This window comes from Desulfosporosinus sp. BICA1-9 (assembly GCF_000802135.1).
The window spans coordinates 48,631-62,712 of record NZ_JUEE01000006.1 but is presented as its reverse complement, the minus strand read 5'-3'; the positions used below and the strand labels follow the sequence as shown (position 1 = coordinate 62,712).

Below are 14,082 nucleotides of genomic sequence, written 5' to 3'. Positions count from 1 at the left end.
AATGTGTTGGGTATGTGAAAAATATGGTAACGGGGAGAAATGGTATCTCAATCCGGAAAACTATGCTCGGCGCCTTTATAAAGTGCGCAAAGAAGGCAAAGAAGCTGCGGGTGCAGATGCTGATCCACAGGCAGCGGGAATGGGTGCGGGAGTGGTAGCAGAGTTAGTAAAAGCTCGCATCAGTGGGGACCAAGAATGGGAAGACGAAATTAAACGAGATGCCTTAGAGCATGCCTACCAAACTCATTTCGGACAGGTTGTCACGTTAGATGAGTATTTACAGATTTTGGACATAGCCTATCCCTTAGCTAAAATGACGTGCGGCTGTCGTCGAGTGCAAAGGGGTATGCCTGATGAAGAAAATTTTACGTGTATGGGCATCGGCCCCGGTATGTACAAGTGGGAACGTTGGCCTGAGACGTATCATGGTGGGGTAGAGTTTGTCACCCCAGAGGAGGCTAAAGAATGGGCCATAATGAACCACAAAGAAGGGCGCGTCCAGACGGTTGATGTATTTGGTACGCCTTATATCGGGGGACTGTGCCAATGCGAGTATCCCGGGTGTGTCGCGGTACGTAACCGGATTGACTATGACTTTAAATTTTTGTTAAAAGGGCATACGGTGGCCAAGGTAGATCGAGAGAAATGCACAGGATGTAAAAGTTGTTTGGGTCGCTGTCAGTTTAAGGCGCTTAATCTGGAGGTCTATACGAGCAAAGCCTATATTGATCTAGATCAATGTTTTGGCTGCGGACTTTGTGTGACGGCTTGCCCAAGTGCGGCAATTGAATTAATAGACAGGCAAAGTATGCCTGGATTAGCTGAGAACTGGTAAAGGGGGTAACCAAATGATTGCTCAAATTAGCTTTGACTATAATTTATGTAAAGATCCTTTGAACTGTTGCAAGTGTTTAAGTGTGTGTCCATCGGTTGTTTTCGTGTGCGGCCCCACGAAGGTCTGGAAGGGAAGAGAGAGCGATCCCAGTGAATATCGGATTGTAGGACGCTATTTCGACAAGTGTTCCGGTTGTGGTGACTGTGTTAAGGTTTGTCCTACTGATGCGATTCAACTTAATTTTGTGCCCCGCGAGCAGTTAGCGCAGAAGTTCAGAGAGGAAAGGGCAGTCCAATTAAAAGAGCGCAATTCCTAACATTTTAAAGGATTTGTGGACAATTACAAAAATGAAGGGGAGTTAAGTATGGCTTTGGATTTTAAGGTCTTGCAAAAAGTCAAAGGAAATCCCAGCACTGAAGTAGCAGCCGACCGTCGGTTGAAGATAAAACCTGGCCAAGATTATGTGTATGATCTACCCAAGGAACTAATCTATACTGTCATTCAAGAATTTCCGCTTAAAAGTCTGTTCAGTACGGATGGAGAAACCACCGAGGATTTTTTGGCAGAACAGGGAAGGAGGTTTATGAGCATTTTAATTAGGGAGGCAGATTCTGAGACCTTCCGGGATAGAACTGCCGACATGATAGAACGTGTTGCTCAGCAAACCGGAATTCGGTTTCCCCATGTCTTCCAACGCTATGTTGAACTTGGTATATTAACCCTACGCCCACGAGATGCCTGGACAGTCACTGAAGCAACTACCAACGCCCTGAAAGTACGTAGTTTTAACTGCAGTCTTGGCAAAATGTGTGCCGAAAAAGGGATAAACAATTGCCATACATTCTGCTTGGCAGCCAATGAAGTGGCTGCAGAAAGGGCGGGAACTAATTTGCATATGGACTATAGCAAGGATTTTGACGGTAGTGGGTTATGTGAACTTTCCTTTCGCCTGTTGCAAGGAGGCTAATCGATATGCACATCGGACATAACCAGGATGATATGGATCATGAGAGCCTAGCCATGAGGCATTTGGGGGAGGGCATTTTTAATGAACGTGCTGGTCACCTGCATGAAGCTTTAAACGAGTATATGGTGGCTAATGTTCTTGATCCTCGTTTAGAAGTTGCCCAGATGAAACTCGCTGCACTTAGGCAGAAGCTAGGTCTCAATAGTAAGATCGATCTGCTTAAAGAGGAGGGCGGATGCCTATGATTTGGAAAGAATTAATTGGCCGGGAGAGTGAATCTGTCCTATTAAAAACTAAGCTCGAGGAAGTGCATAGGTTTGCCGAGGCCATAGGGATTCCGTTTGACGATCGGGTGCCGGCGACATATGTTGGAACTTTGATCCAGGCTAACATTCCAGGGTTTGAATTGCTTCCCGGCATGATCCATGGAGAACAAAAAATCACCTACCATCGCCCGCTCTTGGTAGGGGACAGCTTTATGTATAAGCGGCGTGTTCAGGATGTCTATGAACGCATAGGCAAGCAGGGAAAGATAACATTTTTGGTAATTGAAACCACTGGTAAAGATTTAGCTGGCGATTTGGTGTTTTCCAGTAGTTCCACATTGATCGCCCCGGCAAAGGGGGAAACAAATGAAGAATCTGCTGAATTATCAGGTATTTGATCAACTTCCTGTCCGAGAGTGGGTTCCTAGCAACATGCAAATTCGTCAGTACGCCGAGGCTTCAGGAGATTTTAATCCTATTCACCTTGATGACAACTATGCGCGCCAGGCTGGTCTAAAAGGCGTGATTGCTCAGGGCATGCTAACTATGGCTCAAATGGCAGCGATGCTCACTGATTGGATCGGCCAAGAGGGTTGGATCGCTAAGCTTAATGTGCGTTTCGAAGAAGTTGTCCGTCCAGGTGATAAGATTACTTGTTCCGGTTCTATCAGAGTGTGCTCGGAAAACACTTTAGTGTGTGATTTAGAGGCCTTTAACGAGAAAAAGGAGAGAGTCATGTCGGGTTTGGCCCATATAACGATTAAATGCTAAAACTGGTTTTTAACAAGGATTTCATCGTCAATCCCCCTTAATCTGAATACCTTAGAAAAAGGTATTTAGATTAAGGGGGATTCAACTTGATTGTATGGTTTTGTATATACAAGAACACCAAGTTAGGGATCGTCCGCAATGATAGTATTATTTTCTTCGAAAATCTCCCTTTCATAAATCAGGAGAGAAATCTTAAGAAAGGTACTCGTCTAGATTTTTAAATTAATTATAGAAGATTAAGAATATTTGAAATATTAGGGATTTTGCTTTACTTCAATTGCTTTGCTCTTGTATAATGTTTACATAAGATAGAGTAAATGGGGGATAAGCATGAGTGCTACACATGCGGTCACAACCAGCGATTTTCCTCGCTGGGATCGAGAACTATTATTCGAAATCCTGAACAACATTCATGATGTGGTACTGGTAATAGATACCGATACGACTATTGTATATGCGAACGAGGCCTATGCAAGGATTTTAGGGGTGCCCGTAGCGAAAGTGTTAGGACGCAGGCTGGACAAAATAGAACCTAAAGCCGCGGCAATCAACGTACTTCGTACTGGAAACTCCCAAAAAGGCGAAGACTATTTGGATTCCCTAGGTATAAATGTGATAGGAAGTGTATTTCTTTTATATAATGGCAAAAAAAAGATTGGCTGTATTTCTATTTTTAAGAACATAACTGAAGTTGTTGAACTAAACCGTGAGTTGCAGCAAACAAAGGGAGTTGCTGACTATTTGAAAGAGCAGTTAGAGCAATGGGAACAACTGCCTCTGTCTTTCAAGGAATATGTGGGACAAAACAGCCAATTGAAGGAAACTCTAGTGCTAGCAGCTAAGGTAGCGCGTACAAATAGTACAGTGTTGATCCTCGGTGAAAGTGGTGTTGGCAAAGAAGTATTAGCCAGGGCCATTCATTATAGTAGTCGACGTAAGGATATGCCCATGATTAAGGTGAATTGTGCCGCCATACCTGAGAATTTGCTGGAAAGTGAATTGTTCGGGTATGAAGACGGTGCTTTTACGGGGGCTAAAAAGGGAGGCAAGCTTGGTAAGTTTGAATTAGCCCATAGCGGTACTATTTTTCTGGATGAAATCGGAGATATGAGCCTCACCATGCAAGCTAAATTATTACGAGTCTTGCAAGAAAAGGAGTTTGAACGGGTAGGCGGGACAAAGACTGTCAAGGTCGATATACGAGTGATCGCAGCTACTAACCGAGATTTAGAAAGCATGATCGAAAAAGGCACCTTCCGGCGTGATTTGTACTATCGGTTAAATATCGTTCCTCTCAATCTGACCCCTTTACGCGAGCGCAAAGATGACATATTGGTACTGGCTAAAACATTTCTTGTTCAGTTCTCACGAGAAGTTGGTCATGAGTTGACACTTTCTTCCCAAGTAGCAAGGGTTTTTCAGGAGTATAACTGGCCCGGGAACATTCGGGAATTACAAAATGTACTAGAACATGCAAGCATAGTGTGTAGCAGCATGTCCATTGAAATTCAACACTTACCTGCTTATATAATTCCCACTAATGATAATCAGGTAAGATTTAAGGATAAACCTTACGCTGTAAAGGAGATTGTCGCTAGGGTGGAAAAGGAACTGATTCTATCAGCCTTGGACACTTATAACAATAACCGGACTAAAGCCATGAAAGCATTGGGATTTTCTAGACGGGTGTTTTATGATAAGTTACATCGGTATGGTATTGAATAATAGTAGCCCAACTGTCGCGGCAGTTAGTCATCGGATAAGCTAACAAGGATATTAATTAATTCAAAGACACCCACTTCTATAAGTGGGTGTTCCTTATTTTGCTTCGGTGGGGGTAGAGTCCCCCACCGAAGTCTCGATGTTCAGCTTTAGCTGAACGAGTTCACTGTCATTTGTATGCTTTACGCACTAAAATACGAATAAGTATCGTGGTTTGTATCTAATTCCATACATGTACAGAACCCTCCAGCGAGCAAATTTGTTTGCCTGGAGGGTTTTTATGTTTTTTACTGGGTTGGCACAATTATTGCAAATACAAGATTAAGAGATTTCTGAAGATCGTAAAAAGGAGTACGTTTGGAGTACCAAGTGTTGTATGAGGCAAGCAAAAAAAGCTAACTAGGAGGTCGTACGAATGGCTTACGAAACAATAATTGTAGAAATCGAAGAAGGAGTAGCTACGCTTACCTTGAATCGTCCCAAAGTGCTTAACGCGCTGAATGATCAGGTTTTTAATGAGTTGGCGGAAGCGGCCGAAGAACTGGCTGCGGATCAATCAGTGAGGGTAGTGATCATCACGGGTGGTGAGAAAGTATTCGCGGCAGGGGCGGACATCAGTCAAATGGCCTCAGCGAGCGCTGTGGATGTGACGACCAGCGATAATCCCTCACACCGAGCTTTCCACCTAATTGAAAACATGCCTAAGCCAGTCATTGCTGCAATCGCTGGGTTCGCCTTGGGCGGTGGGTGTGAACTAACTCTGGTTACGGATGTACGCATCGCAGCTGATAATGCCCAATTCGGTTTGCCAGAAATAAAACTGGGTATTTTGCCTGGCGGCGGAGGAACACAGCGTCTACCTCGTCTGATCGGTGCTGGTCGGGCAAAAGAATTGATTTTTAGCGGGGATTTTATAAATGCAGAAGAGGCCTTACGCATAGGTCTTGTGAATAAAGTGGTGCCTGCTGATCAGTTATTTGAAGAAGCCAAAAAAATAGCAAAAAAATATGCTGATCGGGGCGTGGTAGCCTTACGTTTGGCCAAATCGGCAGTGAATGAAGGGTTAAGGATGGATTTGGAGGCAGGCCTGGAATACGAGCATAAATGCTTTAGTCTTCTTTTTGCTACTGAAGATCAAAAAGAGGGTATGAGGGCTTTTTTAGAAAAACGTTCACCGAAATTCCAGGGAAAATAGGGTTATTAAACAAAAGGAGATGGAGTATGAGAACTAGAGCACAGTATATTGAGAGATTAGGTAAGATGAACAACAACCTCTACTGTAATGGACAGAAGATGGAGAGGCTAGATGAGCGTCAAGAAGGTACTATTAACGTCATGGGCTTGACCTTTGACGCGGCCTGGGATCCCGCCAGCAAGGATCTTTGCACGGCGACATCCCATATCACTGGAGAAATCATTAACCGTTTCAACCACATTCACCAAAACGTAGAAGACTTGCACAAGAAGCAAGACATGACTCGTTTCATGTGTAACAAGGTCGGGCAGTGCATCCAACGATGCATGGGTATTGATGCTGCCAACGCGATCAACGCGGTTTCTTATGAGGCGCAGAAGTCCCCTAAGGCCAAAACTGCCTACCATGATAACTGGCTTAAGTGGCTTGAGCGATTCCAGAGAGAGGATCTCGTAGCAAGCTGTGCGCAGACCGACGTTAAGGGCGAGCGCTTGAAGCGGCCAGCCGAGCAGGAAGACCCTGACATGTATGTGCACGTAGTGGAAGAGCGGAGCGATGGTATCATCGTCCGTGGCTCCAAGGTCCATATTTCTGAAGCCTCGATCTCTGACGAGATCTTGGTGGTGCCTAACCGAGCCCTTAAAAAAGGCGAAGAAGCGTATGCATTATGCTTCGCAATTCCTTCAGACTATGAAGGTGTAAAGCAGGTAGTTCATATACACAATGTCCGCAAGCGTGAGCACTATCAAAGGGGAATTGAATACGGTTATACCGACTCTTATATCATATTTGAGGACTGCTTCGTTCCCTGGGAACGAGTGTTCCTTTGTGGAGAAATTCAGCATGGTGGTATTGCCGCTTTATTGTTTGCTCTGTTCCACCGTCATTCCTACTCTGGCTGCAAGCCTGCCATGCTCGACTATGTAATCGGTCTGAGTGCTCTGGCTGCGGAAATTAATGGCATTGAGAATACCCCACACGTGCGTGAGATGCAGTCCAAGCTGATCATGACCGGTGAACTAGGATACGCAGCGGGCTACACAGCATCCGCCCTCGGCAAGCCCGAAGTTTACATGCCTGGTATGGGCGTTATGAAGTATGGCCCTGGCAGCTATATCCCGAACTCAATCTATGCCAATGTCGGGAGGTGCTTGACCGGAGAGGCTGTGTTCCACGAGCAAGAGATCCTATGCAATATCGCTGGGGGCATGCCCGCCACCTTCCCTTATGAAAATGACCTTATAAACCCTGACACCAAAGATTTGCTAGAAAAGTACATTAAACGAAATCCGAAGATTCCCATCGAAGATCAAATTAAGTTCTGGTTGAACTTTACAGATTTCGGTCTCTCCAGCTTTTCAGGTCCTACACAATATGGGGCGTACCATGGCGGTGGATCACCAATTATGGAACAGATTGCTATCACCTCCCAGTATGACATGGATTCCAAGAAGGATATCGTTCGTGCTATCGCTGGAATGGCACGCAATCCAAAGAAAAAATAAGCAAAATTATGGAACAATTGCAGTTATAGGTCAGTATGGCTGAAAGCAAAAAAGGATCTGGCGGCATTCGTAGCTGGAATCAAATTGGAACGAATATGTGTTGTCTCGAAGATGGTGATATGTGAATTGTTGAAGTGAAAGGATGAGTGTACTTGGCTAGTAACTTTATTTATAACAACAGGGATCACAAATTTATTATCAAAGAGTGGCTGGATGGAAAGAAAATTCTAGGCTTAAAGCGTTTTCAGGATTATCTCTCTATTGAGGATGTCGATGGAATTCTTGATCAGTCCTTAAAAGTATGCAGAGACATCGTCGCTCCCACCAATGATGATGGTGACACGATTGGAGCGATCTTTAAGGATGGAAAAGTTACAGTTCCACCATCTTTCCACAAGGCCTTTAAATTTATTCAAGAAAACGGGTGGGGTGCAAGCAACAGTGACGTGGACGGAGAGGGTGCGTTACCTGAGATTCTAAATGAAGCTGTCCGAGAATATATTATCGGAGCCAACCCGGCCATGTCCCCCTATATTGGGTTGTGCGGTGGTATAGCCTCCGTGATCAAGGCCTTCGGATCTCCTGAGCAAATTGCCCTCTATACCCCGAAAATGTTCGAGGGCATTTGGGAAGGTACTATGTGCCTAACCGAACCCGGTGGTGGTTCCGATGTGGGGGATATGACTTCCAAGGCCTACCCCACAGATAACCCACTAATTTATAAGGTTAAAGGGACAAAATGCTTTATTACTGGAGGAGATCACGATCTCACTGAAAACATCATTCACTTGGTTCTAGCCCGTGTTGATGGGGCGGCTCCTGGTACTAAAGGCTTGTCGTTATTCATTGTGCCAAAGATCTGGGTTAATGAGGATGGTAGCTTAGGAGAACCAAACGATGTCTCAACTGTTGGGATTGAACACAAACTGGGCCTCAAGGGTTCGTCCACTGCAGTGCTTAGCTTTGGAGAAGAGGGCCAGTGTCGCGGCATCCTGTTAGGCAGCGCACCGGATGAAAAAGGGATCGGACAGGGCATGTCTCAAATGTTTATGATGATTAATGGATCGCGGATGGATACCGGACACAGTGCTCTGGCCGTAGCGACGGTGGCGTATAACAATGCAGTTCATTACGCCAAGGAGCGCATTCAGGGTCGACCTATTAATAATCCTAAAGGGAGTCGGGTACCCATCATCCAACATGAAGATGTCCGTCGTATGCTGCTAACGCAGAAGGCCACCTTGGAAGCTATGCGTGCCATGATTTTTAAGGGCTACTACTATTTAGACTTAATTCAGTTCGGGGATGACCCCGCTGATATCAACGCAGCCAAACGCTCGATTGAAGTCATCACTCCTTTGGTCAAGGCTTATTGTTCGGATCAAGGATGGCTGATGATTACGGAGGCCATTCAAGTCTTAGGAGGCTACGGGTTTACCGAGGAATATCCAGTAGCGCGTCAAGCAAGGGATGTCAAGATTTACTCCATCTGGGAAGGCACCAATTTTATACAGTCGATGGACCTTGTGGGTCGTAAGTGGAGTCTCGATAAAGGCACTGTCTTCAAAGAATGGCTGATGGAGATGGCTGCATTCGTACAGGCTAACCAGAATCATGCCAACTTTGCCCGTGAGTTCGAGGTGCTGGGTAAAGCATTATTAGCATACCAAGAACTCTTGGGTACAGTCTTAGGCTACTTTAAGGAAGATATCAGACTGGTACCGCTGTATAGTACAAGAATTTTGCGGATCACAGCCGAACTCTATGGCGGCTGCTTACTGATGCAACAAGCTTTAGTTGCCCTAGAAAAACTGGGTCAAGGAAATGATGACCAAGACTTCTATAACGGCAAAATACAGAGCGCTAAATTTTATGTGTTCAATATAGTGCCTGATGTAGTCGCGACAGTGCGGATTATTAAAGAAGCTGATACTTCGGCCATCGATATACCAGAAGCGGCTTTCTAAGAGGACTGGGTGCAATTGATGAGAGGCAAGCAGATTGACCAGATCTTGGAGATACCGGAAAACTTGGTGATCACTATATAGATGCCGGTTGGGTGTTGGGTCTAGGGGGATGAAATGACGCAGAATAATTAATTAATGACAAGGGGGTGTCTTAATTGAAAATTGATGACATCAAAAAGATTTGTGTAATTGGGGCAGGCAACATGGGTCATCAAATTGCTTTGTGTGCTGCCCTAGCCGGTTATCAGGTCAGTTGTACCGACATTAGCGGAGAGATGCTGAGCAAAGCTGAAGGCTTTGCACGCACTTATTTGCCGGAGCGGGTCGCCAAAGGGAAATTGACACAGGAACAGGCAGATCTGGCCATAACTAATATTTCTTTTACCCCAAACCTTGAAGAGGCGGCTGGAGACGCTGATTTTGTGATTGAGGCGGCAGTTGAAAAAATTGACATAAAACGAAAGCTCTTTGCAGACTTGGACAGAATTGCTCCTCCCCATGCCATTTTGGCTACTAATAGTTCCTTTATTGTCAGTTCGAAGATCGCCGATGCTACGAAACGGCCAGATAAAGTATGCAACATGCATTTCTTCAATCCTGCCTTAGTCATGAAACTGGTTGAAGTTGTGCAGGGACCGCATACTTCCACGGAAACCGCACAAGTAACCATGGATTTGTGCGGAAAACTGGGTAAGAGTGGTGCCTGGCTTAAGAAAGAAATCTATGGTTTCCTAATCAATCGAATCTTGGCAGCGCTGCATGGTGAGGCACTATTTCTAGCGGACATGGGGATTGCTACCCCTGAAGAGATTGACATGGCGGTTACCAATGCTTTGGGCCATCCCATGGGACCGTTCCGTTTGATGGATTTCACTGGTATTGATCTTTCCTACTATATCGTCATGGAACGCTACCAAGAAACTCGCGACCCTAAAGACAAACCCTCACCGTTAATCGTTGAGAAGTTTGCCAAAGGAGAATGGGGTAAGAAGACGAAAAAAGGTTTTTATTCCTACGAGTGATGAACGATACAAAGAATGGAGGGGAGTTTCAAATGGCAAGAGCATCCGTATCAATCGTAAAAGTGACAGATATCTACGAGTCTCTTCAGGAGAGTCTAAAATTGAGCGATGGGCTAGCAGGGCTGAATATTAATGACCGAATCCTGATTAAGCCGAACATTGTCAGTTGGGATTTTGACTTGCCATTTCCTCCCTATGGCGTAGTGACCACCAGTGTCGTTATAAAGGCCCTGGTTCGCATCCTAGCCGAACATGGTTTCAGAGATTTAACGATTGGTGAAGGCGCCCTTCCTATGTTAAACCCTCAATGGGATGCTGTTTACGAAGCGTTGGGATATATGAAACTGCAGGAGCGCTACGGGGTCAAACTAGTGGATTTTAACCAAGGAGAGTTTATTCCCACGGATTATGGCGACGGGTTTAGGCTGGAAATTGCAAAGCAGGCCTTGGAAGCGGACAAGATCATCAATGTCCCAGTGTTAAAAACCCATAACCAGGCTAAAGTCTCTTTAGGCATCAAAAACCTTAAAGGATGTCTCAATAAGAAATCTAAACAGTCTTGCCATGGTGTGGGTGACGAGGAGCTTAGCCTTACTTTTCCCCGCATCATTGAAAAGCTGCCAGTGGCTTTGACGATTATCGATGGTCTTTATACCCTGGAAAAAGGCCCTGGGCCTACTGGAAAAGCATTTAGAAAAGACCTGCTGATAGCTTCTCGTGATCCTTTTGCCTGCGACCTTGTGGGGGCGGAAATCCTCGGTTATCCGGCGAAAGAGGTGGCTTATCTGACCAATTATGCCAAGCGCCACGGGTACAGTATGGAACTGGCAGATTACGAACTTAGAGGGGAGAGTGTTGCGGATCATCAGGAATTTGTAACCTATGATTGGGAGTGGTCGGAAGAAGACACCGGTCCGGCTGGGTTTGAGAAGCGTGGCATCACCGGGCTGGCGATTCGTAAGTATGATAGTAGTCTGTGCACGGGTTGTTCGGTACAATATAACCCCATGTTGATCCTTCTCTCATCTGCTTTTAAAGGGAAGCCTTTCCCGAATGTCGAGGTAGTAAGCGGAAAGCAGCAGATCGCTGCCACTGGTTTTGACAATTCCGTACTCTTTGGCAAGTGCGCCTGTCACTTAAATAAGAATAATGTCAATGTAAAAAAGGCTATTCCGCTTTGGGGATGTCCGCCTGATCTGAAAAAATTCGTTGAAGTCTTGGCTAAAGAGGGGATCGAGTGCGATTATAACGAGTATGTGCGCTTCCGTCACTATTTGTTTGATCGGTATAAAGAGAATGAGGGTTTCAAGCTCGCTGACTGGTCCGTTGAGTAGAGCTAATGTTTAGTTTGTTTGAAGGCGCATTTCTGTTAAAGGAAAAACCGAAAGAGATAAAATGATGTGCCGCCCAACAGAAACGAGAGGAGGATATAAATGCAGATTCATAAAGTAGCGGTAATAGGGTCTGGCGTGATGGGGAGTACCATTGCTGCACATTTGGCCAATGCCGGAATTCCAAGCCTGTTGTTGGATATTGTCCCTTCAAAACTAACGGCTAAAGAAGAAGCAGCCGGATTAACCCTCGAGGACCGTAAGGTTCGAAATAGCCTTGCGGAACAGAATAAGACCAACATGTTAAAAATGAATCCTGCCCCATTTTTAGTCCCAGAGTTTGCTGAGCGAATTGAGGTGGGAAACCTAAGTGATGATTTAGGTCGCTTAAGCGAAGTGGATTGGGTGATTGAGGTTGTAGTAGAACGTCTCGATATCAAGATGGATCTCTTCAAAAAAGTTGCTGCTCAGGTCCGCCCAGGTACGATTGTCACTTCTAATACTTCGGGAATCTCTTTGAAATCTATGGTAGAGGGGCTCCCGGAGAGTTTTACTCGGTATTTCCTGGGGACGCACTTTTTTAATCCCCCACGCTACATGAAACTCTTAGAAATTATCCCCGGTCCCAATACCGACCAGGATGTCATTACATTCCTATGCGAATTCGGAGAGCGAGTCTTGGGCAAAGGGGTTGTCATGGCCAAAGATACGCCCAATTTTATTGCGAACCGGATTGGCGCCATCGGCTCTCCTGTGTTACTTAAGGAAATGCTCCGAACAGGGTTAACCGTTGATGAAGTGGATGCCTTGACGGGACCTGTCATGGGACGTCCGAAGAGTGCATCGTTTCGTACGATAGATCTCGTCGGATTGGATACCTTTATCCATTCAAACAATAACGTAGCCAATGGGGTGCCTGCGGAAAAAGATAACTTTGTTTTACCAGAGTTTATATTTACTATGCTGAATAATGGCTGGTTGGGAGATAAAACCAACCAAGGGTTTTACAAGAAATCCAAAGGTCCTAAAGGTAAAGTCATTGAAGTATTAGATATTCAAACCATGACCTATGGTCCACAAAAAAGTGTGAACTTTGCTTCTCTAGAAAAAGCAAAAGCTGCAAGAAGTCTGCCCGAGAAACTTCGCACCTTAGTTGACGGAGATGATATTGGGGCAGAGTTTGCTTGGAATGTTTTAAAACCGACTCTGCTTTATGCTGCTACTATAGTCAAAGATATAGCAGACGATATCACCGGAATCGACGAAGGCATGCGGTGGGGTTACAATTGGGAGATGGGTCCGTTTGAACTATGGGATGCACTTGGAGTCAAAGCTACAGCAGATCGTATTGTCGCGGAAGGCGGCACACTGCCCCCGCTCGTGGAAGAATTACTCGCAAAAGGGTACGAAAGTTTCTATCAGAAGACTGAGGCTGGACAGACCGCTTTTTATAATGCTGGAACCTATCATCAAAAAACAGTCAGCCCATACTCATTCTCGTTGAAACAAGCCCATAAGGGTGGCAAGGTGATCTTGGGCAATGCTGGTGCAAGCCTGGTGGATCTTGGCGACAATGTGGCCTGTTTAGAATTTCACTCTCCGAACAATTCCATCAACGCAGATGTTGTGGAGATGATCAATAAGTCGTTGGAAGAAGTGGAGAAAAATTACCTAGGACTTGTGATCGGCAATCAAGGAAAGAATTTCTGCGTGGGTGCTAACCTCATACTTATTCTCCAGGCAGCCGAAAAAGGAAACTGGACTGATCTTGATCTTGGGGTGCGTGAATTACAGAATGCAACGATGGCCCTGAAATTCGCTAAGAAACCTGTCGTAGCGGCTCCTTTCGGAATGACCCTCGGCGGTGGAGCGGAAATTTGTCTACACACTCATGCTATTCAGGCCTCTTCGGAAACCTACATGGGGCTCGTTGAACTCGGTGTTGGCTTAATTCCTGCTGGTGGTGGGACTAAGGAATTGGCTGTTCGGGCGATGGAAGGAATCCTGCCGGGCGTACAAGTTGCTCCAGATTACTTCTTTGCTAAACGTTTTGAAGTGATTGCCATGGCCCAAGTCTCGACGAGTGCGGAAAAAGCTCGTCAGCTTGGCTTCTTGCGTGACCATGATCGCTATAGCATGAATCCGGAGCATATCATTATGGATGCTAAGGCACGGGTCATCGACTTGGCTCGTAACTTCAGACCTAACTTGCCAACGAAGGTCAAAATAGCGGGTTCCGGTGTTCGCGGCACCTTGGAACTGGCAATGTATGGCATGCGCAAAGGACATTATATCTCAGAGTATGATCAGCAGCTTGGCAATAAACTGGCTTATGCCATTACCGGTGGGGATCGTCCGGCTGGAATGCTCGTGGACGAGCAATATCTCTTAGATCTTGAACGAGAAGTCTTTATTAGCTTACTCGGGGAAGCGAAAACACAGGATCGCATCCGCCATATGCTCGCCAAAGGCAAGCCATTACGGAATTAGGGGGGAAAAGC

General features: G+C 45.5%; 13 protein-coding genes. All 13 read left to right on the top strand.

Features of this window, described 5'->3' with window-relative positions:
* Position 1 precedes the first annotated feature (1 nt).
* The 13 genes from JL57_RS00695 to JL57_RS00635 all read left to right on the top strand — a co-directional run bounded on the left by JL57_RS00695 (position 2) and on the right by JL57_RS00635 (position 14,071).
* A complete protein-coding gene (locus JL57_RS00695; RefSeq protein WP_034140124.1) occupies positions 2-835 on the top strand; it encodes a 4Fe-4S binding protein in 834 nt (277 codons plus the stop codon).
* 13 nt (positions 836-848) lie between these two features.
* Positions 849-1,151 carry a 4Fe-4S binding protein gene (locus JL57_RS00690; protein ID WP_034140123.1) on the top strand — a complete coding sequence of 101 codons (303 nt, stop codon included), beginning with the start codon at positions 849-851 and terminating at the stop codon, positions 1,149-1,151.
* Between the two features lie 48 nt (positions 1,152-1,199).
* Positions 1,200-1,802, top strand: coding sequence for a hypothetical protein (locus JL57_RS00685; RefSeq protein ID WP_034140122.1), 603 nt, complete (start codon positions 1,200-1,202; stop codon positions 1,800-1,802).
* A gap of 5 nt (positions 1,803-1,807) precedes the next feature.
* Entirely contained in the window at positions 1,808-2,047 is a 240-nt protein-coding gene (locus JL57_RS00680) for a hypothetical protein (RefSeq protein ID WP_045691352.1), read from the top strand.
* Positions 2,044-2,466, top strand: a complete 423-nt coding sequence (locus JL57_RS00675; protein ID WP_034140121.1) for a MaoC family dehydratase N-terminal domain-containing protein — start codon at positions 2,044-2,046, stop codon at positions 2,464-2,466. Before JL57_RS00680 ends, JL57_RS00675 begins: the two co-directional genes overlap by 4 nt.
* A complete protein-coding gene (locus tag JL57_RS00670) occupies positions 2,435-2,839 on the top strand; it encodes a MaoC/PaaZ C-terminal domain-containing protein (RefSeq protein ID WP_034140120.1) in 405 nt (134 codons plus the stop codon). Before JL57_RS00675 ends, JL57_RS00670 begins: the two co-directional genes overlap by 32 nt.
* A 330-nt stretch (positions 2,840-3,169) precedes the next feature.
* Positions 3,170-4,564 carry a sigma-54-dependent Fis family transcriptional regulator gene (locus tag JL57_RS00665; protein ID WP_034140119.1) on the top strand — a complete coding sequence of 465 codons (1,395 nt, stop codon included), beginning with the start codon at positions 3,170-3,172 and terminating at the stop codon, positions 4,562-4,564.
* Positions 4,565-4,976: 412 nt separating this feature from the next.
* On the top strand, positions 4,977-5,756 hold the full coding sequence (locus JL57_RS00660; protein WP_034140118.1) for an enoyl-CoA hydratase/isomerase family protein: 780 nt from the start codon (positions 4,977-4,979) through the stop codon (positions 5,754-5,756).
* Between the two features lie 26 nt (positions 5,757-5,782).
* A complete protein-coding gene (locus JL57_RS00655) occupies positions 5,783-7,261 on the top strand; it encodes a 4-hydroxyphenylacetate 3-hydroxylase family protein (RefSeq protein WP_034140117.1) in 1,479 nt (492 codons plus the stop codon).
* Positions 7,262-7,413: 152 nt separating this feature from the next.
* Positions 7,414-9,228, top strand: a complete 1,815-nt coding sequence (locus JL57_RS00650; protein WP_034140116.1) for an acyl-CoA dehydrogenase — start codon at positions 7,414-7,416, stop codon at positions 9,226-9,228.
* 155 nt (positions 9,229-9,383) lie between these two features.
* On the top strand, positions 9,384-10,250 hold the full coding sequence (locus JL57_RS00645; protein ID WP_034140115.1) for a 3-hydroxyacyl-CoA dehydrogenase family protein: 867 nt from the start codon (positions 9,384-9,386) through the stop codon (positions 10,248-10,250).
* Between the two features lie 32 nt (positions 10,251-10,282).
* Complete coding sequence (locus JL57_RS00640; RefSeq protein ID WP_034140114.1) at positions 10,283-11,584, top strand: DUF362 domain-containing protein; 1,302 nt, start codon at positions 10,283-10,285, stop codon at positions 11,582-11,584.
* Positions 11,585-11,683: 99 nt separating this feature from the next.
* Complete coding sequence (locus JL57_RS00635; RefSeq protein WP_034140113.1) at positions 11,684-14,071, top strand: 3-hydroxyacyl-CoA dehydrogenase/enoyl-CoA hydratase family protein; 2,388 nt, start codon at positions 11,684-11,686, stop codon at positions 14,069-14,071.
* Positions 14,072-14,082: the final 11 nt, after the last annotated feature.

Excerpts from the sequence above, each read along its gene's own strand:
- JL57_RS00695 (WP_034140124.1), top strand. The coding sequence starts at position 2 with ATGTGTTGGGTATGTGAAAAATATGGTAACGGGGAGAAATGGTATCTC.
- JL57_RS00690 (WP_034140123.1), top strand. The coding sequence starts at position 849 with ATGATTGCTCAAATTAGCTTTGACTATAATTTATGTAAAGATCCTTTG.
- JL57_RS00685 (WP_034140122.1), top strand. The coding sequence starts at position 1,200 with ATGGCTTTGGATTTTAAGGTCTTGCAAAAAGTCAAAGGAAATCCCAGC.
- JL57_RS00680 (WP_045691352.1), top strand. The coding sequence starts at position 1,808 with ATGCACATCGGACATAACCAGGATGATATGGATCATGAGAGCCTAGCC.
- JL57_RS00675 (WP_034140121.1), top strand. The coding sequence starts at position 2,044 with ATGATTTGGAAAGAATTAATTGGCCGGGAGAGTGAATCTGTCCTATTA.
- JL57_RS00670 (WP_034140120.1), top strand. The coding sequence starts at position 2,435 with ATGAAGAATCTGCTGAATTATCAGGTATTTGATCAACTTCCTGTCCGA.
- JL57_RS00665 (WP_034140119.1), top strand. The coding sequence starts at position 3,170 with ATGAGTGCTACACATGCGGTCACAACCAGCGATTTTCCTCGCTGGGAT.
- JL57_RS00660 (WP_034140118.1), top strand. The coding sequence starts at position 4,977 with ATGGCTTACGAAACAATAATTGTAGAAATCGAAGAAGGAGTAGCTACG.
- JL57_RS00655 (WP_034140117.1), top strand. The coding sequence starts at position 5,783 with ATGAGAACTAGAGCACAGTATATTGAGAGATTAGGTAAGATGAACAAC.
- JL57_RS00640 (WP_034140114.1), top strand. The coding sequence starts at position 10,283 with ATGGCAAGAGCATCCGTATCAATCGTAAAAGTGACAGATATCTACGAG.
- JL57_RS00635 (WP_034140113.1), top strand. The coding sequence starts at position 11,684 with ATGCAGATTCATAAAGTAGCGGTAATAGGGTCTGGCGTGATGGGGAGT.